We start from the raw sequence: 20,913 nt of genomic DNA, 5'->3' as shown, positions 1-20,913 counted from the left end.
TACACGGATCAGTATTGTGGTTTGTACTGTCCAGTTAAAGATGCCATTGATGAACACACTTCCGTCGCAGCCAAGCGCTGAACGCGGGGCGTTCTCCCATTTCGAGGCGTGTCGCAACACCCAGCAGGGCCCCGTGGTGATACTTGCCTCCGGTGCGTCTGCCAAGCATTTTCCATTGGGCGAATTCGCCCATTTGCCCATCATCGCCATGAACGGCTCGGTTGCCATGACCGCCGAACACGGTATCAAACCGTTCTTTTACGTGTGCACCGACAAAAGTTTTCGCCTGCAACAGCCGGCCTTGTTCGCCACGGCCTTGCGCGACAGCGAGCGCCTGGCACTTTGGCCCGAGCAGTATGCGGGTGCCAATGTGCCAGCGGATACCGAGTGTTATGCCTTGCACAAAGCCGACACGCCAGGCCTGCTGGACGGTTTGCGTGGCCACGGTGACAGCTGCGTGTGCAACCGCGCACTGTGGAGCAAACGTAGCCGTTCGATTGCCTTCAGCAAAGACCTGGCCCATGGTTTCTTCGATGCTCGCACAGTGGCGTACGTGGCCTTGCAGCTGGCTTACCACCTGGGCTTCGAAGAGGTGCTGCTGGTAGGGGTAGACCTCGATCAGAGCGTCGGGCGCTTCTACGAGAACGGCAACGGCGAGTGTTCGCCGTGCGGGCTGGACCAGCATTGGGACAGCCGCATTCTGCCGTCGTTGACACTGATGGCCAGAGAAGTGGTCAACGAACATTTTCATGTCTACAACCTGTCGGCGACTTCGCGTATTCCTGACGATCTGATCCCCAAGGTCAACCTCAGCCAGGCGCGGTGCATTGCCGGCTGCGCAATGACTTGAGCAAGAAAGCGGGTGCATCAGTAACTGTGGATGCGTACAGTAAGTTGATCGCAACCAGCAGGAGCCCGCTATGTCCAGCGCTTTCACTTTCATGCAATCGCCCGTCGGCACGCTGACCCTGGTGGCCCGTGGCGACAGCCTGGCAGCTGTGCTGTGGGAAGAGGAGCGGGAAAACCGCGTACGCCTGGGCGCCCTGCACCGTGATGACCAGTGCCCGGTACTGGTGGAAACCGCTCGCCAGCTCGGCGAGTACTTTGCCGGCAAGCGCCAGCGTTTCGAACTGGCGCTGGACTTTGCCGGCACCGAGTTCCAGCGGCAGGTGTGGGCCGCGCTGCTGGCGATACCGTTCGGCGAAACCCGCAGCTACGGCGATATCGCCCGGCAAATCGGCAACCCCAGCGCGGTGCGTGCCGTAGGCGCCGCCAATGGCCGCAACCCGATTTCGATCATCGCCCCGTGCCATCGGGTAATCGGCGCGTCGGGCAGCTTGACTGGCTTTGCCGGTGGCCTCGCGGCCAAGCAGTACCTGCTGGCGCTGGAGGGCCGGCAAAGCCTGGCGCTGGACTTCTAAGGCTTCAGCCGAACCAGCTGGCGACCAGGCAGACCAGTACGGCCAGCACCGAGCCGGCCATCAGGGTGTAGTGCCGATGCGCTCGACGCGCAAGGGGCTCGACCTCCCGCAGGTACTCGCCGGGCGTAGGTGCATCGGGCCGATGGCGCAAACCCTCGGCCACATCGGCAAGTTGGCCCTGAATCAGCAAGCCGACCAGGTAGTAGGTGCAGGCATAACTCAGCAACGCAAGAAACAGATAGATCATGCAGGGTGCGGGTCCAAAGGCAGCGCGCTTGCGCTGGCATTACGGGTGTCGAGTACGATCAGCCCTTCACTGTGCTCATCCAGGCTGGCCAGCAAGCGCCCCTGGCTGTCCCACGCAGCGGAGCCGCCGGCGCCGATGAAGGTGTCAGCCGGCCCCACGCAGTTGGCCATCAATACCGGCATGCCAAGCTCACGCGCCACTTCTGGGTAATGCGCGTGTCCCTCGCGGATGCCTTTGGCGGTTTTCGCCACGCTGACCAGGTACAGGTCGGCACCGTGCTCGCGGGCCATGGCCGCATGTGCCATGAACATCGATTCGTAACAGATTGCCGGCGCCACCCGGTGCTCCCCCATCTCCAGCAGCAAGGCCTGATCGCCTGGGGTGAAGTAGGGCAGTTCATCATCGTGCAAGCGCCGCTTGGCATAGGCCTGGCGGGGTGCCCCAGGGCTGAAGATCGGCATGCCGATGCGTATGCCGTCCGGCGTTGGCAGTGGTAGGCCCACGGCAATAGTGATGCCCAGGCGGTCACAAGCGGCTTGCAGCGGGTCCAGCCGTGTGGAGGCCACCGGCAGGGCGGCCTGGCGCGCCACACTCGGCTCGTAGCCGGTCAGCGACAGTTCGGGAAACACCACCAGTTCGGCACCCAGGGCCGAAGCCTGCTCGATGCAGGCCAGGTGACGCTGGAGGTTGCCTGGCAAATCGCCCTTGAGCGATGCCAGTTGTACGGCGCACAGTTTCATGAGAACCATTCCCTGGTACAGGTTGAAGGGCCGAGCATACTATCGGCACCAACACCTGTACCAGTGAAGGGTTTTTCAGGAAGCCGAGTGCGTCGCGAAGCGTTGGCGGAACCAGTCGCTGAGCATGGCCTTTTCGGCATACAGGCGGTCACTGCTGCTGGCGACCCGGCCCGGGCGGCTCAGGTACATCTTGTCGCTGACCCGCTCCTGCGCCTGCTGATCGGGTTTGCCAGGTTGGCTGAGGGTGTAGGTGAGGTCGATGGTCGGCCAGGTGATCTCGCGCATGAAGCGCACATCGTAGGCCTGGCTGTGCCAGGGCTCGAAGCGCCCGGCCAGGTCGATGTCGCGGATGTCGATGACCAGTTGCTGGCCCGGTTGCAGGTAGCGCTGGCCGAGCTGCTGCAGGTATTGGCTGAGGGTTTTCATGACATAGGCGTCGGCACCACGTTCATAACCGTGGCTGTCGAGGCTGGCATCGCGGAATTTTTCCGGGTGGTCGAAACGCACCTCGACCTGCGCGGCCGGGGCACCTTGTGCCATGCTGTCCAGTGACAGCGCCATGAGCACGGCACACACGAGGGCGGTACGCATGATGCACCTCCGGGGCAGATTGCGTGTGCTCCCATTTTACCCCTGGCGTGGCGCTACCAGCAGAGGAAGATTGTAATGGGACGGTTTCGGCGGCTGATCGCCAATATCCGGGGACGGGACCTGGCGGTCGGCGATATCCATGGTCACTTCCAGCGCCTGCAACAGTGCCTGGATGCGGTCGGGTTCGATCCAGCGGTGGACCGCCTGTTCAGCGTGGGTGACCTGGTCGACCGTGGGCCGCATAGCGAGGCAGCACTGGAGTGGTTGGCGCAGCCCTGGTTCCATGCCGTGCAAGGCAACCACGAGGCCCTGGCAATTACCCGCGTGCGCGGTGGGCGGCTGGACCTGGACATGTACCGCGCCGCTGGAGGTAGCTGGTTTCTCGACCTGCCACGGGGCGAGCAATTGCGCTTCGTGGAGCGCTTCGAGCAACTGCCGATTGCGATAGAAGTAGAAAGTGCGGCCGGGCTGGTGGGCCTGCTGCATGCCGACAGCCCGTTTGCCGACTGGGCAGTACTGCGCACCTGGCTGGAACTGGAGGACGACCCCAAGGTGCGGGAAGTGTGCCAGTGGTCGCGGCGGCGGCTGAAGGAAGGCGACACCCAGCCGGTGCAGGGCCTGCGTGCCTTGCTGGTCGGCCACACGCCGGTGCTGGAGGCCAAGCAGTTGGGCAATGTCTGGCACCTGGACACGGGCGGGTGGGCCAGTGGCCATTTCACCTTGATGGACATGCGTACCCTGAAACTGATCAGCCCCGCGCCAGGTGCAGCAACAACGCCCCCGCCAAAACCACCAGCATGACCCCCGAGGCCCGCTCCAGCCACGGCAGGCTGCGGGCGAAGCGCCGCAATACTCGCTGGTTGCCAATGGCCACGGCAACCGCTAGATCCCAGAGCAGTACGATGCTGAACATCCACGCGGCGTAGGCCGTTTTCCAGCCGACGCTGGCACTGGCGACCATGCTGGCCAGGCTGGCATAGAACAGCGCGTTCTTGGGGTTGAGGACGCCGGACAAGAAGCCCATGCCCACATTGCGCCACCAGCCTTGAGCCCGCTGGCTGCCAGCGACTGTGCCCAGGCTGGTTTGCCCGGCATGGCGCAGAAACAGCACGCCGATGTACAGCAGGTAGCTGGCGCCGGCCAGCTGCAGCGTGGTGAACAACAGGCTGCCTTCCTGCAGTACCGAAAGGCCGGTGAAGGCCATGGCGATGAATGCGCCGTTGGCCAGGGCGATGCCCAGGCAAGCACCGCTGGCAGTGCACCAGCCGCTGTTGATCGAGCTGCGCGCGACCAGGAAGAAGTCCGGGCCGGGAGAAAGCAGGGCGAGAAAGTGGGCGAGGGCGATGATCAGAAACTGTTGCATGGGTGGGGCTGCTCTGCGGAAAAAACCGCAGTCTGCTGCCCCGCGTGTTGGGCGTATTGAAGAATATTGCAAACCCCAAAAAGCCAACGCGGCCCCTTGGGGACCGCGCACGCCTTCAATCGCCTCGGTACTGCCCCGGTGTCACCCCCACATGGGCCTTGAACACCCGCTGGAAATGGCTTTGGTCGGCAAACCCAAGCTGGTAGGCCACCTCTGCCAGTGCCAGCCCTTTACTCAACAGCTTTCGGCCGCGATTGACCCGGGCATTGAGTAGATAAGCATGGGGCGTAAATCCGGTCGCTGCGCGAAATGCTCGGATCAGCTGATAGCGCCCAAGCCCAGCCTCCCGCGCCAGTGCTTCCAGGCTCAATCGCGCTGGGTTGAGGTGCTCGATACGCTCGAGCACCTCACTCAATGTCGCGGCTTCCAGGGCAGGGGCCGCTACCAGTGGTGGGTGCGCGGAAAAATCCAGGTCCCCCAGAAAGGCAACCAGCGCCGCATCCTTCTCACTGTTGCTGGCGCGGGAAAACAGCAAACTGTTCAGCTCGCAGAACTGCCGATAGACCTGCGGCGCCCGGCAAATGCGTGCTGGCTCGCCGGCCTCGGTGCCGCTCAGCCCCGACTCCAGGCGCAGCTGCGTCAGCCAGTCGGCATCCACATGCAGCATCTGGTAGCTCCAGGCCTGCCCAGGCTCGGGGTTGCAGGCATGCACACGGCGGGCCGGGACCAGTACCAACGTGCCGGGTGTCAGGCGCTCTTGCCCACCGGCAGCCCCGGTGAAATGGCTGTGGCCGGCATCCACCGCACCGATGGAAAACGTCGGGTGGCTGTGGGCCTTGTAACAGGCGCGGCTATTACAGGCGCGGCGGCTTTCGACATGCGCCAGGGCCGGGTCGCGCCACACGACGGCGTGGGAACGGGGCATTACAGGCTCCTCGGTAGTGTCGGCAGGGTAACAGCTGGCGCATACCCGTACAGTTTTTATCGCTGGCTGTAACTTGACCGCAAGGCGCGACACACGCCGAAATAGGCGCCTGTTGTCAGAGGAAAACAAGAATGGACCTTTCAAGCCTGCTGCTTTTCATCCCTGCCTGCTTCGCTCTGAACATGGCGCCGGGGCCGAACAACCTACTGTCGCTGCACAATGCCAGCCGGTACGGCCTGCGCACCGCCTGTGTGGCTGGTGGGGGGCGCATCCTCGCCTTCAGCGGCATGATCGCCCTGGCCGCCATGGGCCTGGCGGTGGTGCTGCATACCAGCGAATACCTGTTCCTGACCATCAAGGTAGTGGGCGCGGCGTACCTGTTCTACATCGCCTGGCAACTGTGGCGCGCACCGGTGGGCGAGGCCGTGGTGGCCAGCGATCACCCACGCGGCACCTGGCGCCTGGCGCGGCAGGAATTCTGGGTGGCGGCTGGCAACCCCAAGGCCATCCTGATATTCACCGCCTTTCTGCCGCAGTTCGTTTCGGTTGGCAGCACTACGCCTGTGAGCGAGCAGTTCCTTTGGCTGGGCGTATTGTTCCTGTTGCTGGAATGGGCGGCGATCGCCATCTACTCGGGCCTGGGCGCCTACATGCAGCGCTGGTTCAGCCAGCCCGGGCCACGGCGCATGTTCAACCGGGTCAGCGCCTCCCTGCTAGGTTGCGCTGGCCTCGGTTTGCTGGCGGCGCGGCGCTAGAACTGCCAGCGAACACCCAGGTTCACGCCGCTGGCTTCCTGCTGGCGGCTGTCCAGGTTGGCGGTGTACTGCACGCCGCCATGCAGGCTCAGTGCTTCGCTGACCTGCGCCACCACGCCACTTTCCAGTTGCACCGCGGTATAGCGGTAGTCGGTCTTGATCTTGTCTACCCCATCGAAGGTCAAGGTGTCGCGGCCACCGTCGCCGTGCCATAGGTTGACCTGCGCATAGGGCTGCAACAGGCGGCCGCTGCTTCCTGTGAACGCACCTTCCATACGCACACCCAGGCGGCCGGTCAGCTCAACCTGGGCGTCATGGCTAATGCGCGAGACGCTGTCTCTGGCGCTGTCGAGCGATACCTTTTGCGCGATCAACTGAGCTTGCGGCTCCACGGTCCAGCGTTCGGACAGGGCGATAGGGTAGCCAGACTCCAGCGAAGCGGTCCAGGCATGGCCATCGATGTTCAGCTTGTCGCCACGGTCGGAGCGCGCCCGGCCATCCAGGCGGGTGTACTGCAGCACCGTATCCAGGTATTCGCCTTGCGGCCCAACCAGCGTCCAGTAGGCGCCCACACTGTCGCCATCGAGCTTGAGGTCTCCCACCCGGCGGTCCTGCACGGCCAGGGCGAAACCTTTGACGTCGGCGTCCAGGCGGCTGTGGCTGACGTACAGGCCGACATGCTGGCGGTAGCCGTTGTCGCCCACCTTGGCATACAGGTCCTGGCCCACCTTGAAACCGTACAGGTCGCCATCCAGGCTCGGGTTGACCGTACCGCTCCATTGCTGGCGCAGTGCGCCGCCATAGGCCTGGCCCCAGCTGGCGGGCAGGGCGCCGTCAGCTTTGAGCAACTGCTGGTCACCCTGGCGCTGGTGGAATGTTCCTAATGCCTGACGGGCGATGATCGCGGCACCTCTTGGCGCCGCGGCATACACCGGGACTTCTGGGCGATACAGCGGCAGGCTTTCGCCCTGCACTGGAGCAGGCAGGTCGACCTGGCCGGGCGCTGGCGCAGCAACGGGTAGAGTGGCGGCTGGGGCGACCACCGGTGGCGTGCCCGGTTCGTTTGGCTGGCTGGGTTCGGTTGGCTGTGTAGGTTCGCCAGGTTCCGGCACGGGTTCCGGTAAAGTAGCCGGAGCAGGTGGCGCGACCAGGGTGGAGCGCAGGTACCAGCTGTTTTCGCTACCTGCCGTCACGCCCCCTTTGAACAACCGGTAGTCGAAGGCACCGGCCGAAAGCGTCTGGGTCTGCACGAATGCGGTGGCCGTGCTGGTAGCGCCATCGCGGGCTTCGACCACCTGGATGCCGTTTTGCGTGGTTGCCGCACCTGCACCCTTGAAGTTGTTGATGAACATCTGGGTGGAGCCACCAATGGCCCCCCGGCTGACCACCAGGCGGTCGGAAGCTGCGTCATCGCCTGCCAGCACGCTGTTCAGGCGCAGGGTGCCGTTGTTGCCGGTGTAGTCGCCCTGGAGGGTCAGGCGGCCCCGCGCGTCGTTGCCACTGCTCAGGTCGATGGTGCCGGCGTTCACGACCGATGCCTTGTTCTCAACTTGAATACTGACGATGCTGCCCTGGCGGCTGATCAGCGTGCTATTTGCATCGATTTGCAAGGTGCCGGTGCCCGTGGCGGGGATCACGCGTGGCTGGGTGGCGCCCACGTCTCCCAATGTCAGCGTGTCGTTGAGGGTAAGCTGGCTGCCTTGCTTGAGGGCGATGGACTCCCAGTTGACGTACAACGCACCTTTGCCGACCTGAGCCTGCTCGAACGTCAACGTGTCGGTACCGGTGCCGCCGTCCAGGGTAACTGTTGAGTTGCCGAGGTCCAGGGTGCGTACCGTGGCTGTGTCATTGCCGTTCTCCAAGATGATTCTTTTACCGACCTGTCCCCCCGTCCAGGTAAACACATCGTCATCGTTGCCAGTCCGTATTTCGCCTTTGAGCGTGCCGCCGCTGATGGTTATCTTGTCAACGCCGCTGCTGGTACTGATATCACCGCCGATGGTGCCGCCAGTCATAATGATCGTGTCGTTGCCAAGCCCGCTGACAACATTGCCAACAACGAGGGTTTCGACCCCGAGATCCTGGGATATTTCAAGGAAGTTGTCAGCGAGCTTGAGGTCTATTCGGCCAATGCTGCCGCCTTTGAAAAAGGCCGAGTCACCGTCTTCGAATGCGCCCGTGATGGTGCCGCCGGTCATGCTGAACGTGTCGAAGTCACCGCCTTGATTCAACGACCCTAGCGTGCCGCCAGACATGTTGAATGTGTCTTGGCCATTACCTTGCTGCAATGACTGAACCGTTCCGCCCGTGGGGTAAATTCATCAGCGGCATTCGTCTGCACAAGGGCGCCAAGGTTTTCACCGGCTGAAACCGTCAGGGATTGGGAGTGAGCCAACAAAGGCAACGTCAGTAGGGGCAATGCGACAGGCAGCAGCAAGCGGTGGCATCGCATACACAGGTCTCCGTGCCCATTGAAGGAGCCACAACCTGAAGCGACGCTTCGGCCCTGCCTGTGTTGTATGTAATGTGACGTGATGGCACAACTGGCAAAAATGCTAGGTGCCCGTTGCTGTCAATCGCGGTAGAAGGTTTGCACCAGGTGGTAGCCAAACTTGCTTTTGATTGGCCCGTGGACCACGCGTAAAGGCTTTTTGAAGATCACCTGGTCGATAGCGCCGACCATTTGCCCAGGGCGCACTTCGCCCAGGTCACCGCCGCGCTTGCCCGAAGGGCAGAGAGAGAACTTTTTCGCGAGCACATCGAAAGCCTCGCCATTGGCGATGCGCTGCTTGAGCTTTTCGGCTTCGTCAGCGGTCTTGACCAGAATGTGGCGGGCTTGGGCTTTCATGGGCTACCTGTGCATCGGAAAAAAGGACGGCATTATGCCTGCTCGCGCAATTCCACGCGATCACGAAACTGCTCCAGTGCCTCTGGGTTGGCCAGGGCATCGGTGTTCTTCACCGGCAACCCGTGCACCACGTTGCGTATCGCCAGCTCCACCAGCTTGCCGCTGATGGTGCGCGGTATGTCGCTGACCTGGGCGATCACCGCAGGTACGTGGCGGGGTGTGGTGTACTGACGTATCACCTGGCGAATGCGCTGGCGCAGGGCGTCATCCAGTTGCAGGCCTTGGTGCAGGCGCACGAACAGCACCACCCGCACATCCCCGTGCCAGTCCTGGCCGATGGCCACGCTTTCCATTACCTGCTCGACTTTCTCCACCTGGCGGTAGATTTCCGCCGTGCCAATGCGCACGCCGCCAGGGTTGAGCACGGCGTCGGAGCGACCGTGGATCACCACGCCCCCGCTGGCACGTTGCTCGGCATAGTCGCCCTGGGCCCACACCCCCGGAAACTGGCTGAAGTAGGTGTCGTGGTAACGGCTACCGTCCGGGTCATTCCAGAACCCCAGCGGCATGGAGGGAAAGTGGTGCGCGCACACCAGTTCGCCTTTTTCGTCCACCACGGCATGGCCTTGCTCGTTCCACACTTGCACCGCCATCCCCAGGCCCTTGCACTGAATTTCGCCACGGCGCACCGGCAAAGTCGGGTTGCCCAGCACGAAGCAGGAAACGATGTCGGTCCCACCCGACATGGACACCAGCCACAGGTCGGCCTTGATCTTGCCGTACACGTAGTCATAGCTGTGAGGTGACAACGGCGAACCGGTGGACAGCAGCAGCCGCAGGCTGCCCAGGCGGTGGCTGGCGGCAGGTTCAAGGCCCGCCTGCTCCAGTGCTGCCAGGTACTTGGCACTGGTGCCAAAGGCGTGGATGCCTTCGGCGTCGATCAGGTCCAGCAGGCGCTCGGGGCCAGGGTGGAACGGTGAGCCGTCGTACAGCACCAGCGTGGCCCCCACCGCCAGGCCGCTGGCCAGCCAGTTCCACATCATCCAGCCGCAGGTGGTGTAGTAGAACAGCACGTCATCGGCCTTCAGGTCATTGTGCAGGCCGTGTTCCTTGAGGTGCTGCAACAGCACGCCACCGGCACGATGGACAATGCACTTGGGCACGCCGGTGGTACCACTGGAGTAGAGAATGTACAGCGGGTGATCGAAAGGCAGCGGGGTGAAGCGGGGCTCGCCGCCGGGTTGGAAGAAGTCATCCCACAGGCTGACGTTGGTTGCCTGGAACTCGTCGGCGCGTGTACCGCTGCGGGTATGGGGCACCACGATCAGCTGCTCCAGGCCGGGCAACTGAGCGCACACCTGGTTGACCTTGGCTACTTGCTCGATGGCCTTGCCGGCGTATTGGTAACCGGCGCAGACAATCAGCAGCTTGGGTTCGATCTGGCCGAAACGGTCGATGATGCCGTGCACGCCAAACTCGGGCGAAGAGGTGGACCAGACCGCGCCAATGCTGCTGCAGGCGAGCATGGCGACCAGTGTTTGCCAGGTGTTGGGCATGACGGCGGCCACCCGGTCGCCGGGGGCGATACCAATGGCCTTGAGCGCCGTTTGCAGCCCGGCGACCTGTGCGGCCAGTTCAGCATGGGTGAACACTTCACGTTGGCCGTCTTCGCGCACGGCGACCACGGCCGGGCGGTCGTCACGGCGGCGCAGCAGGTGTTCGGCGAAGTTCAGGGTGGCATTGGCGAACCACTGTGCATCGGGCATCTGCGGCCCTTCGCTTAGCACTTGGCTCGGCGGAGTATGCCAATGAACGTGGAAATACTCGGCAAGGGTTTGCCAGAAGGCGGGCCGCTGCTCGATGCTCCAGCTGTGCAGCGCATGGTAGTCGTTCAGTTGCAGGTTGTAGCGCAGGTTGACCCGGCGGCGGAAGGCATCCATCCGGCTGGCCTCGATTTGCGCCGTAGAGGGGCGCCAGAGCACATCGTTCATGCCGAACCTCCTGAAGCCTGCAAAGCCCTCATCGCCGGATTGCCGGCGATGAGGGCACCCTCAAGATTTACTCTACGTTGGCCTTTTGCACATCCTGCGACGCCGACCACACGCGGTAGCGCACTTCGACATCCTTGGGCACATAGACCACCACCGGCAGCTTGCTGTTGTAGCGCAGCAGGAAGCCGTCACCGACCACCGGTACGAAGGCTTCGGTCTTTTTGCCATCTGGGCAGGCCATCAGCGTACTGGCCGGGCCGCTGACTTTGTCCAGGCGGTAGTAGTTGTAGCCCCAGCCTTCCAGGGTGCGTTCTTCCAGGCTGCCGCCCAGGCGCTGGCGATTGCAGTCGACCTTCAGCGTTTTGCCAGCGAGGATTTCGAGTTTATAGGCCGATTCATCGGCCTGGGCCGGCAGGTGGATGACCTGCCGGGTGAAGCCTTTTTCCGCTTCTGGGTAGGGGGCGACGTCCTTCAGGCTGGCAGCCATCGCAGGTGCGGCGGCAGCCAGGGTCAGGGCCAGAATCGCGGTCATCGGGGTTGGGCGCATAGGGCCTCCTTGCAGATAAACGAATGCGAGACCACCGCCAGGCCCAGGCCGCCCGTCACTGGGCCAACCAGCCACCATCGACGTTCCAGGCGGCGCCGCGAACCTGGCTACCGGCCTCGCTGCACAAGAATAGTACCAGTTCACCCAAGTGCTCGGGGGTAACGAAGGCCAGGGACGGTTGCTTTTCTGCCAATAGATCGTGTTGCGCTTGCAGTGGATCGCCACCGTTGGCGGCACGATCGTCGATCTGTTTCTGTACCAGCGGGGTCAATACCCAACCTGGGCAGATCGCGTTGCAGGTGACCTTGCTGGTGGCGGTTTCCAGGCCTACCACCTTGGTCAGCCCGACTACACCGTGCTTGGCCGCCACGTAGGCTGCCTTGCCGGTCGAACCCACCAAACCATGCACCGAAGCGATGTTGATGATGCGCCCCCAGTTGCGCATGCGCATGCCCGGCAGCGCCAAACGGGTGCCATGGAATACGGCCGACAGGTTCAGGGCAATGATCTTGTCCCAGCTTTCGGTGGGGAACTGCTCCACCGGCGCCACATGCTGAATACCGGCGTTGTTGACCAGAATGTCGACGCCGCCGAATTGGCCTTCTGCTAGGTTGAACAAGGCCTCGATCTGGGCCACGTCCGACAGGTCTGCCGGGTGATGGACCACCTTCACCCCGTGCCGGGCAATCTCGGCCATGGCCGGTGCCGGGTCGCCAAAGCCGTTGAGCACGAGGTTGGCACCCGCGCGGGCCAACACCTGGGCGATGCCCAGGCCGATGCCGCTGGTGGAACCGGTGACGAGTGCAGTCTTGCCGTTGAGGGTCATGCGAAGCTCCTTAAACGATGCCGGTGGCATAGAACGTGGCGATGACCACGAACACCGCCAGGGTCTTGATCAGAGTAATACCGAAAATGTCCTTGTAGGCCTCGCGGTGAGTCAGGCCGGTAACGGCCAGCAAGGTGATCACCGCGCCGTTGTGTGGCAGTGTGTCCATACCGCCACTGGCCATGGCGGCCACCCGGTGCAGCACTTCGAGCGGGATGTTGGCGGCATGTGCGGCGGCGATGAAGGTATCGCCCATGGCCGCCAGGGCGATGCTCATGCCGCCCGAAGCAGAGCCGGTGATGCCGGCCAGCAAGGTCACGGTGATGGCTTCATTGACCAGTGGGTTGGGGATGCCGCGCAGGGCATCGGCCAGTACCAGAAAGCCCGGCAGCGAGGCGATCACTGCGCCAAAACCGTATTCCGACGCGGTGTTCATCGCCGCCAGCAGCGCGCCGCTCACCGCGCTTTTGGTGCCTTCGGCCAGGCGTGTGCGAATGGCGCCGAAGGCGCACACCAGCACCATCAGGATGCCCACCAGCAACGCCGCCTGCACGGCCCAGATGGCGGTGAGCTTAGCCACGTCGCTTTGTACCGGCGCGCTCATGCCTGGCAGTTGCAGGCTGTGGCTGGGGCCGTACCACTGGGGGATCCAGTGGGTGAACAGCAGGTTCATCACCCCCACCAGTATCAGCGGCGAGAGTGCCAGCCAAGGGTTGGGCAGGGTCAGGTCGGCAGCGGTTTCTGGCTCGTTGCGCAAGTCGGTGCCATAACCTTCACCGGCGCGCTGGGCCTTGTTGCGTTGGCGCTGCAGGTAGGCCATGCCGGTAAAGAACACAAACAGCGTGCCGATCAGGCCCAGCCAGGGCGCAGCCCAGGCGGTGGTGTTGAAAAAGGTGCTGGGGATGATGTTCTGGATCTGTGGGGTGCCGGGCAGGGCGTCCATGGTGAACGAGAAGGCGCCCAGGGCGATGGTGGCCGGGATCAGGCGTTTGGGGATGTTGCTTTGGCGGAACATTTCGGCGGCGAACGGGTACACCGCGAACACCACCACGAACAGCGACACACCGCCGTAGGTGAGCAGGGCGCAAACCAGCACGATCACCAGCATCGCCTGGCGCGTGCCGAGCAGGCGGATGGCCGCCGCGACGATCGAGCGAGAGAAACCGGACAGCTCGATCAGCTTGCCGAACACCGCGCCCAGCAGGAATACCGGGAAATACAGTTTGATGAAACCGACCATTTTCTCCATGAACACCCCGGTGAATGCGGGGGCCACGGCGGATGGGTCGGTAAGCAGGACGGCGCCGAGGGCGGCGATGGGGGCGAACAGAATTACGCTGTAACCGCGGTAGGCAGCCAGCATCAGCAGGGCCAGAGCGGCGAGAGCGATGAGCACGGTCATCGGGGTGGGTCTCCTGGGTGAGTCTTGTTTTTATCGGTTTGCAGGAGGTAGCGGGAATCGTGCCAGTTTTTAAGTCATTGAAATATAAAGAAAAATTGTTTTTGTTGAGCGTTTTGTCTCTCTTTTGAGATTTTGAGGCCGCTTTGCGGCCCATCGCGACACAAGGCCGCTCCTACAGAAGGGCGCGTTTCCCTTGTAGGAGCGGCCTTGTGTCGCGATCGAGGGCGAAGCCCTCGCGACAATCTCAAAATTGAAACATAAATCTCCAATCAGAGACCGAGTGCCACCATTTTCTTGTACAGCGTTGACCGACCCAGCCCTAGCGCTGCCGCAGCTTGCGGCACAACGCCCCCATGCTCTGCCAATGCCTGGCCAATCAGCTGGCGTTCAAACGCTTCGCACGCCTCGCGGTAGGTCTGCCGCACAGGCGCAGGCGCATCCGCCAGCGGGCTCAAAGGCCCCAGCGCCGCCCGCAAATCCGCCGCTTCCAACCGGGGCTGATCCGCCAGCAATGTTGCGCGCTCCAGTACATTGCGCAGTTCGCGAATGTTCCCCGGCCACGCATGCATCGCCAGCAGGTGCTGCGCGTCTGCCTCCAGTTCGTACCGGCTACCCAGTTCACCCAGTATGGCCTCGCACAGCGCCGGCAGGTCCTCCAGCCGCAACCGCAGCGGCGGCACATCGATCGGCAGCACATTCAGTCGGTAATACAGGTCGGCCCGGAACGCCCCACGGGCCATGGCGGCCTGCAAGTCGATGGAGGTGGCGGCGATGATGCGCACGTCACTGCGCAGCATCTGGTTCGAGCCTACCGGCTCGTATTCCTTCTCCTGCAGCACCCGCAGCAGCTTGCTCTGCAGGGCCAGCGGCATGTCGCCGATCTCGTCGAGGAACAACGTGCCGCCCTCGGCCAACTGCAACTTGCCACTGCGGCCTTTGCGGTCGGCACCGGTAAATGCACCTGGCGCAGTGCCGAAGAATTCGGCTTCCAGCAGCGTTTCGGGGATTGCCGCGCTGTTGATACTGACAAAGGCTTTGTGTGCCCGCGCTGATGCGGCATGGATGGCGTGGGCCAGCAGCTCTTTGCCGGTGCCGGTTTCGCCCAGCAGCAACACCGGCGAATCGCTGGCCGCGCCACGCCGGGCGCGGCGCTTGGCTTCCAGGCAGGCAGCGCTGCTGCCAACGAACTGGGCGAAGCTGTACTTGGCCTGGCGGGCGCGCAGTTGCGAGCGGGTCGAGGCCAGTTCCTGCTGCATGCTGGAGTAGCGCTTGAGCAGCGGTGACAGGCTGCGCAGTTCGTCGAACAGGGCAAAGCCGATAGCGCCGATCAGCGTGCCTTGGTCATCGTGGATGGGCAGGCGCATTACCACCAGCGGCTCATTCGGGGTGTCGAGCATGTCCAGCAGAATCGGCCGGCCATTACTCACCACCTCGCGCATCAGGCTGCCGGGGATCACTGTTTCACACGGCTGGCCGATGGCACTGGCCGCGTCGGCCAGGCCAAAGCGTCGGGCGTAGCGCTCGTTCATCCAGACGATGCGTGCCTGGCGGTCGACGATCACCGTGCCTTCACTGGACTGCTCGATGATCTCGAACAGCGAGCGGATCGCCAGTTGCCGTACTTGTGGGTAGTCCTTGAGGCTGTCGCTGTCGTGCATGGGTAAAAATCCTGAAAAATCATCCTCGAGGATCGAACGCCTCGCGCAGGGCATCCCCGATAAACACCAGCAGCGACAAGATCACCGCCAGCGCAAAGAACGCGGTAAAGCCCAGCCATGGCGCCTCCAGGTGCTGCTTGCCCTGGGTCACCAGCTCACCCAGCGAGGCGCTGCCCGCCGGCATGCCAAAGCCAAGAAAGTCCAGCGCGGTCAGTGTGGTAATCGCCCCGGTCAGCATGAACGGCACATAAGTCAACGTGGCATTCATGGCATTGGGCAAGATATGCCGCAGCATCACCTGGCTGTCCGGCAGCCCCAGCGCCCGGGCGGCCTTTACATACTCAAGGTTGCGCCCACGCAGGAACTCGGCGCGCACCACGTCGACCAGGGTCAGCCAGGAAAACAACGCCATGATCCCCAGCAGCCACCAGAAATCCGGCTCGACAAAGCCGCTGAGGATGATTAGCAGGTACAACACCGGCAACCCCGACCATACCTCCAGCAAACGCTGGCCGAGCAGGTCGACCCAGCCGCCGTGGTAGCCCTGCAGAGCGCCGGCCACCACACCGATGAGCACGCTGACCACGGTCAGGGCGAAGGCGAACAGCAGCGATACCCGCGTGCCGTACAGCACCCGCGCCAGCACGTCACGGCCCTGGTCGTCGGTGCCCAACCAGTTGCTGGCACTGGGCGGGCTGGGGGTGGGTACCAGCAGGTCGTAGTTGGGGGTATCGGCGCTGAACGGGATAGGCGCGAACAGCATCCAGCCGCCCTGGCCTTCGATCAGTTGGCGCACATAGGCGCTGCGGTAATCGGGCTGAAACGGCAGTTGCCCGCCAAACTGCTGCTCGGTGTAGCGTTTGAGCGCCGGTACATACAGCTGGCCTTTGTAGCCCAGCAGCAGTGGCTTGTCGTTGGCCACAAGCTCCGCCCCCAGGCTCAACAGCAGAAGGCCGGCGAACAGCCACAGCGACACCCAGCCCAGGCGGTTGCGGCGAAAGCGTTGCAGGCGACGGCGCGATATGGGCGAGAGCATCAGTGCGCCCTCGTGTCGAAGTCGATGCGCGGGTCCAGCAGGGTGTACGACAGGTCCCCGATCAGGCGAATCAGCAGGCCAGCCAGGGTGAAGATGAACAGCGTGCCGAACACCACCGGGTAATCTCGCGACACGGCTGCTTCATAGCTCATGCGGCCCAGGCCATCGAGCGAGAAGATCACTTCGATCAGCAGCGAACCGGCGAAGAATACCGTGATCAATGCCTGCGGCAGGCCAGCCACCACCAGCAGCATGGCATTGCGCAGCACATGGCCATACAGCACACGGTGCTCGCTGAGGCCCTTGGCCCTGGCAGTCACCACATACTGGCGGGAAATCTCGTCGAGGAAGGCGTTCTTGGTCAGCAGCGTGAGGGTGGCGAAACCACCGATCACCAGGGCGCCGACCGGCAACACCAGGTGCCAGAAATAGTCCGCGACCTTGCCCAGCAGGCTGAGCTCGTCGAAATTGTCCGAGACCAGGCCACGCACCGGGAACCAGTTGAGCGAGGTGCCGCCGGCGAACAGCACGATCAGCAACAGGGCGAAGAGGAACGAGGGCAGGGCGTAGCCAATCACGATCAGCGCGCTGCTCCAGGCATCGAAACGGCTGCCGTGGCGCACTGCCTTGCGAATACCCAGCGGGATCGACACCAGGTAAGTGATCAGCGTGGCCCAGAAACCCAGCGACAAGGTAACCGGCAACTTGTCGAGGATCAGGTCGGTCACCTTCGCTCCGCGAAAGAAGCTGTTGCCAAAATCCAGCCGGGCATACTGACCCAGCATCAGCCACAGGCGTTCGGGGGCGGACTTGTCGAAACCGTACTGGCGCTTTATCTCATCGATCAGTTTTGGGTCCAGGCCACGGGTGGCGCGGGATTCACCATGCACAACCTCAGCCCGCGCGCCGGGTGCGCTGCCACCGAGGCCCTGCAGGCGCGCCACGGCCTGCTCCACCGGGCCACCCGGCGCGGCCTGGACGATGGCGAAATTGACCAGCAGGATTGCCAGCAGCGTCGGAATGATCAGCAACAGGCGGCGCAGCAGGTAGGCGGTCATGGCGAGGCCTTCCGGCGTTCGGCCATTTGCTCATTGGTCAGCGCGGTGGGGCTTGCCTCCCACCAGGTGTCCAGGCCTTCGTCATAGGCGGCCTGTACCTTGGGCAGGCCGAAGCGGTTCCACCAGGCGGTGGAGCTGCCCGGTGGGTAGTAGTTGGGGATCCAGTAGTAGTTCCATTGCAGTACCCGGTCCAGCGCATGGGCATGATGCAGCATGTCGGCCTGAGTTTCGGCCCGCACCAGGCCGTCGATCAGGCGGTCCACGGCGGGGTCCTGCAACACCATCAGGTTGTTCGAGCCAGGGTCGTGCGCGGCCGTCGAGCCGAAGTAGTTGTACAGCTCGGCACCCGGCGACAGGGTGACCGGGTAGCCGGTGACGATCATGTCGTAGTCGCGCGCCATCAGCCGGTTGACGTACTGGGCCGAATCGACGTTGCGGATGTTCAGGGTGACGCCGATCTGGGCCAGGTTGCGCTTCCACGGCAACAGCAGGCGCTCCATGCCCGACTGGCCGTTGAGGAAGGTAAACGCCAGCGGTGTGCCCTGGCTGTTCACCAGGCGGTCGCCTTCAGGGTGCCAGCCGGCTTGTTCGAGCAGGGCAAGGGCCTGCAACTGCTGCTGGCGGATGATGCCCGAACCATCGGTAACCGGGGCGGTGAACACGGTGGTGAAGACTTCGTCCGGCACCTTGCCGCGCAGTGGCTCAAGCAGCTTCAGCTCGCTGGCATCGGGCAGCTTGCGGGCAGCCAACGGGGTGTTGGAGAACACACTCTGTTGGCGGATGTACATATTGCGCATCATCTGCCGGTTGCTCCACTCATAGTCCCACAACATGCCCAGCGCCTGACGCACACGGCGGTCCTTGAACTGCGGCTGGTCGAGGTTGAACACGAAGCCTTGGGCCACCTGCGGCTTGGCCGGGCCCAGGTGAGCGCGTTGCAGACGGCCGTCGTCCAGTTGCACGCCGTTGTAGCCCAAGGTGTAGGCGGTGGCGGAGAACTCGCGGTTGTAGTCGTAGCCACCGCCTTTGAGCACTTGGCGCGCCACTTCGGTGTCGCCGAAGTACTCGATGCGCCACTTGTCGAAATTGTAGCGGCCTCGGCTGGCGGGCAGCTCACGCGCCCACCAGTTCGGGTCGCGCTCGAAGGTGATGCTGCGGCCATTGTCGATGCGCCCGATGCGGTACGGCCCGCTGCCGACCGGTTTGTCGAAGCCGGCACCGTTGGCGAAGTCGCGCTGTTGCCAGTCGTGCTCGGGCAGCACCGGCAGGCTGGCGAGGTCCAGCGCCAGGGTGCGGCCGTGCTTGGGTTTGAAGTCGAAACGCACGCTGCGCGGGCTTTCCACGGTAACGCCGGTGACGTCGGCGAACTGGGTGCGGTACTTGAGGCTGCCCTTGCTCATCAAGAGTTCGAAGGTGAAACGTACATCGTCGGCACGCACCGGCTTGCCATCGGCGAAGGTGGCGCGCGGGTCTATTTCGAAACGCAGCCAGACGTCATCGGGCCCGCGCTCCATGCGTCGGGCAATCAGGCCATACACGGTGTAGGGTTCATCGAACGAGCGCACGGCCAGAGGCGCGTAGAGCAAGCCATCGACTTCGCTGACGCCGATACCCTTGTCGATGTAGGGGAGGATGTGGTCGAACTGACCAATCTCGATGGCCGAGCGGCGCAGGATGCCACCTTTGGGGGCGTTGGGGTTTACATAGTCGAAATGCTGGAAGCTGGCGTTGTAGCGGGGGGCTTCACCGTAGACGGTGAGGGCGTGGGAGGGGGCGGCCTGCGTGTTGAATGCGAAACAAAGCAGGAACAGGCAACACAGAACCTGTAGGAGCGGGTTTACCCGCGAATGCGTCCATCCATGCAACCTTGTTGCCTGATCTGGCGCATTCGCGGGTAAACCCGCCCCCACAGGGGACATGAGCAGCTACTGGCTACTTAGTCCTGGCGGCTGGTCACTTCCAGCAGGTGGTAGCCGAACTGGGTCTTCACCGGGCCTTGCACGGTGTTGACCGGGGCGCTGAACACCACGGTGTCGAATTCCTTGACCATCTGGCCTGGGCCGAACGAGCCCAGGTCGCCGCCCTGGCGGCTGGACGGGCAGGTAGAGTTGGCTTTGGCGATTTCAGCGAAGTCGGCGCCTGCTTCGATCTGGGCTTTCAGTTCGTTGCATTTCTCTTCGCTGCTGACCAGGATGTGGCGGGCGGTTGCACGGGCCATGGGTACTGCTCCTTGGGGTAAAAAAGCAAGCCTAGCGCACTTGCTTGGGGTATGTCTCGCCAGGCTTGCAACCATCGGCCTAGAGTTTTTGTGCCGCCTCGCGCAACAGGGATTCGGTCGAAGCCCAGCCCAGGCAGCCATCGGTAATCGACACGCCGTATTTCAGTGCGCCCTTGCCCAGCGCCTGGCAACCCTCGAACAGGTGCCCCTCGATCATCACGCCGACCAGCGAACGGTCGCCGGCCAGACGCTGCGCCAAAACATCATTGAAGACGGCCGGCTGGCGCGCCGGGTCCTTGCCGCTGTTGGCGTGGCTGCAATCGACCATGATCCGTGCCTGCAGGCCGGCTTTGGCCAATGCCTGGCGGGCCATGGCGATACTGTCGGCATCGTAGTTCGGGCCTTTGTGGCCGCCACGCAGCACCAGGTGTGTGTCCGGATTGCCCAGGGTATCGATGATTGCCGGGTGGCCCTGCGCATCCATGCCGAAGTGGCGGTGCGAGTGGGCAGCGCTGCGCATGGCGTCGCTGGCGATGGCAATACCGCCGTCGGTGCCGTTCTTGAAGCCCACCGGCAGCTCCAGGCCACTGACCATTTCGCGGTGGATTTGCGATTCGGTGGTGCGTGCGCCAATCGCGGCCCAGGCCAGCAGGTCATCGAAGTAGCCGGCGGCCATCGGTTGCAACAGCTCGGTGGCGATGGGTAGGCCGCGCTCGATCATGCTCAGCATCAGCCCACGGGACAAGGCAAGCCCCGAGTGCATGTCGTCGCTGCCATCCAGGTGCGGGTCGTAGGCCAGGCCTTTCCAACCCACTGTGGTACGCGGTTTTTCGACGTAGGCGCGCATCACCAGCAGCAGCTTGTCATCGACTTCGCGGCTGAGGGCGGCCAGGCGGTCGGCGTATTCCAGGGCTGAGCGAGGGTCGTGAATCGAGCAGGGGCCGACGATGACCAGCAGGCGCTGATCGCGGCCTTCGAGGATGTTGCGGATAGCCTGGCGATGGGCCTGGACTTGCTGGGCCAGTTCGCTGGGCAGTGGCATCTGCTGCTTGAGCAGGTGCGGGCTGGGCAGGCGTTTGCTGACGGTGGTGTTGGCCGCTTGCGGCTGGGTCAGGGGCAGGGCGAGGTTGGAAGCTTGCATGGCGTTTTTCCCTGGGCGGACGGCGGGTTCAAGCCCGCGTGGTCGGCCCTATCGAGGTGTTCGACAGATCGTTGAATTCGTATTGGCTGCTGCATTGCCACCTGTAGAGGACCGATCGGAGGCGGCAGGCTGGCCCGAACGGGATT

21 protein-coding genes are annotated in these 20,913 nt (G+C 63.3%); 4 read left to right on the top strand and 17 right to left on the bottom strand.

Features of this window, described 5'->3' with window-relative positions:
• Positions 1 to 49 precede the first annotated feature (49 nt).
• Entirely contained in the window at positions 50 to 850 is an 801-nt protein-coding gene (locus tag ACNQP3_RS14765; RefSeq protein WP_060493093.1) for a hypothetical protein, read from the top strand.
• A gap of 70 nt (positions 851 to 920) precedes the next feature.
• Positions 921 to 1,421: a methylated-DNA--[protein]-cysteine S-methyltransferase gene (locus ACNQP3_RS14760; protein ID WP_012272437.1), complete on the top strand. Its 501-nt coding sequence runs from the start codon at positions 921 to 923 to the stop codon at positions 1,419 to 1,421.
• A gap of 4 nt (positions 1,422 to 1,425) precedes the next feature.
• On the opposite strand, the gene ACNQP3_RS14755 is transcribed toward ACNQP3_RS14760, so the two are convergent.
• The 3 genes from ACNQP3_RS14755 to ACNQP3_RS14745 all read right to left on the bottom strand — a co-directional run bounded on the left by ACNQP3_RS14755 (position 1,426) and on the right by ACNQP3_RS14745 (position 2,999).
• Positions 1,426 to 1,668 (bottom strand): hypothetical protein, encoded by a 243-nt coding sequence (locus ACNQP3_RS14755; RefSeq protein ID WP_012272436.1) that lies wholly within the window; start codon positions 1,666 to 1,668, stop codon positions 1,426 to 1,428.
• Entirely contained in the window at positions 1,665 to 2,408 is a 744-nt protein-coding gene (locus tag ACNQP3_RS14750; RefSeq protein WP_264316133.1) for a carbon-nitrogen hydrolase family protein, read from the bottom strand. Before ACNQP3_RS14750 ends, ACNQP3_RS14755 begins: the two co-directional genes overlap by 4 nt.
• A 75-nt stretch (positions 2,409 to 2,483) precedes the next feature.
• The gene (locus ACNQP3_RS14745) at positions 2,484 to 2,999 is read right to left on the bottom strand and encodes a DUF3016 domain-containing protein (RefSeq protein WP_012272434.1); all 516 of its coding nucleotides are present in this window, start codon (positions 2,997 to 2,999) and stop codon (positions 2,484 to 2,486) included.
• Between the two features lie 75 nt (positions 3,000 to 3,074).
• Between ACNQP3_RS14745 and ACNQP3_RS14740 the strand changes: the two genes are divergently transcribed.
• Positions 3,075 to 3,800 carry a metallophosphoesterase gene (locus tag ACNQP3_RS14740; RefSeq protein ID WP_012272433.1) on the top strand — a complete coding sequence of 242 codons (726 nt, stop codon included), beginning with the start codon at positions 3,075 to 3,077 and terminating at the stop codon, positions 3,798 to 3,800.
• On the opposite strand, the gene ACNQP3_RS14735 is transcribed toward ACNQP3_RS14740, so the two are convergent.
• Both ACNQP3_RS14735 and ACNQP3_RS14730 read right to left on the bottom strand, forming a co-directional pair.
• The gene (locus ACNQP3_RS14735; RefSeq protein ID WP_264316132.1) at positions 3,748 to 4,362 is read right to left on the bottom strand and encodes a LysE family translocator; all 615 of its coding nucleotides are present in this window, start codon (positions 4,360 to 4,362) and stop codon (positions 3,748 to 3,750) included. The two genes, ACNQP3_RS14740 and ACNQP3_RS14735, sit on opposite strands and share 53 nt — an antisense overlap.
• Positions 4,363 to 4,477: 115 nt before the next feature.
• Positions 4,478 to 5,287, bottom strand: a complete 810-nt coding sequence (locus ACNQP3_RS14730) for a helix-turn-helix transcriptional regulator (RefSeq protein ID WP_264316131.1) — start codon at positions 5,285 to 5,287, stop codon at positions 4,478 to 4,480.
• A gap of 131 nt (positions 5,288 to 5,418) precedes the next feature.
• On the opposite strand from ACNQP3_RS14730, the gene ACNQP3_RS14725 reads away from it, so the two are divergent.
• Positions 5,419 to 6,042: a LysE family translocator gene (locus ACNQP3_RS14725; RefSeq protein ID WP_060493096.1), complete on the top strand. Its 624-nt coding sequence runs from the start codon at positions 5,419 to 5,421 to the stop codon at positions 6,040 to 6,042.
• Here the strand turns inward: ACNQP3_RS14725 and ACNQP3_RS14720 are convergent.
• The 12 genes from ACNQP3_RS14720 to ACNQP3_RS14665 all read right to left on the bottom strand — a co-directional run bounded on the left by ACNQP3_RS14720 (position 6,039) and on the right by ACNQP3_RS14665 (position 20,767).
• The gene (locus tag ACNQP3_RS14720) at positions 6,039 to 8,297 is read right to left on the bottom strand and encodes an autotransporter outer membrane beta-barrel domain-containing protein (protein WP_319026123.1); all 2,259 of its coding nucleotides are present in this window, start codon (positions 8,295 to 8,297) and stop codon (positions 6,039 to 6,041) included. The genes ACNQP3_RS14725 and ACNQP3_RS14720 overlap by 4 nt on opposite strands.
• A gap of 317 nt (positions 8,298 to 8,614) precedes the next feature.
• A complete protein-coding gene (locus ACNQP3_RS14715; RefSeq protein WP_012272428.1) occupies positions 8,615 to 8,890 on the bottom strand; it encodes a peptidylprolyl isomerase in 276 nt (91 codons plus the stop codon).
• A 32-nt stretch (positions 8,891 to 8,922) separates the two neighbouring features.
• Positions 8,923 to 10,881, bottom strand: coding sequence for an acetoacetate--CoA ligase (locus ACNQP3_RS14710; protein ID WP_264316130.1), 1,959 nt, complete (start codon positions 10,879 to 10,881; stop codon positions 8,923 to 8,925).
• Positions 10,882 to 10,948: 67 nt separating this feature from the next.
• Entirely contained in the window at positions 10,949 to 11,428 is a 480-nt protein-coding gene (eco, locus tag ACNQP3_RS14705; RefSeq protein WP_012272426.1) for a serine protease inhibitor ecotin, read from the bottom strand.
• A 55-nt stretch (positions 11,429 to 11,483) separates the two neighbouring features.
• Positions 11,484 to 12,254 (bottom strand): 3-hydroxybutyrate dehydrogenase, encoded by a 771-nt coding sequence (gene hbdH / locus ACNQP3_RS14700; RefSeq protein WP_264316129.1) that lies wholly within the window; start codon positions 12,252 to 12,254, stop codon positions 11,484 to 11,486.
• A gap of 10 nt (positions 12,255 to 12,264) precedes the next feature.
• Complete coding sequence (locus ACNQP3_RS14695) at positions 12,265 to 13,656, bottom strand: GntP family permease (RefSeq protein ID WP_060514557.1); 1,392 nt, start codon at positions 13,654 to 13,656, stop codon at positions 12,265 to 12,267.
• A gap of 269 nt (positions 13,657 to 13,925) precedes the next feature.
• Positions 13,926 to 15,314: a sigma-54 interaction domain-containing protein gene (locus tag ACNQP3_RS14690; protein WP_012272423.1), complete on the bottom strand. Its 1,389-nt coding sequence runs from the start codon at positions 15,312 to 15,314 to the stop codon at positions 13,926 to 13,928.
• A gap of 19 nt (positions 15,315 to 15,333) precedes the next feature.
• Positions 15,334 to 16,350: an ABC transporter permease gene (locus ACNQP3_RS14685; protein WP_012272422.1), complete on the bottom strand. Its 1,017-nt coding sequence runs from the start codon at positions 16,348 to 16,350 to the stop codon at positions 15,334 to 15,336.
• A complete protein-coding gene (locus ACNQP3_RS14680; protein ID WP_264316128.1) occupies positions 16,350 to 17,408 on the bottom strand; it encodes a microcin C ABC transporter permease YejB in 1,059 nt (352 codons plus the stop codon). The genes ACNQP3_RS14685 and ACNQP3_RS14680 overlap by 1 nt, the downstream gene beginning before the upstream one ends.
• On the bottom strand, positions 17,405 to 19,333 hold the full coding sequence (locus ACNQP3_RS14675; RefSeq protein WP_060493103.1) for an extracellular solute-binding protein: 1,929 nt from the start codon (positions 19,331 to 19,333) through the stop codon (positions 17,405 to 17,407). The genes ACNQP3_RS14680 and ACNQP3_RS14675 overlap by 4 nt, the downstream gene beginning before the upstream one ends.
• 11 nt (positions 19,334 to 19,344) lie before the next feature.
• Positions 19,345 to 19,626, bottom strand: a complete 282-nt coding sequence (locus ACNQP3_RS14670; protein WP_003258780.1) for a peptidylprolyl isomerase — start codon at positions 19,624 to 19,626, stop codon at positions 19,345 to 19,347.
• A 79-nt stretch (positions 19,627 to 19,705) separates the two neighbouring features.
• On the bottom strand, positions 19,706 to 20,767 hold the full coding sequence (locus ACNQP3_RS14665; protein ID WP_069942579.1) for a 3-deoxy-7-phosphoheptulonate synthase: 1,062 nt from the start codon (positions 20,765 to 20,767) through the stop codon (positions 19,706 to 19,708).
• Between the last annotated feature and the right edge of the window lie 146 nt (positions 20,768 to 20,913).

Origin of the sequence: Pseudomonas sp. LFS074 (assembly GCF_047978165.1) — a bacterium.
GTDB classification, from domain to species: domain Bacteria; phylum Pseudomonadota; class Gammaproteobacteria; order Pseudomonadales; family Pseudomonadaceae; genus Aquipseudomonas; species Aquipseudomonas putida_P.
Note: the sequence above shows the minus strand (reverse complement) of the source record. Positions and strands in the feature narration are given on the sequence as shown.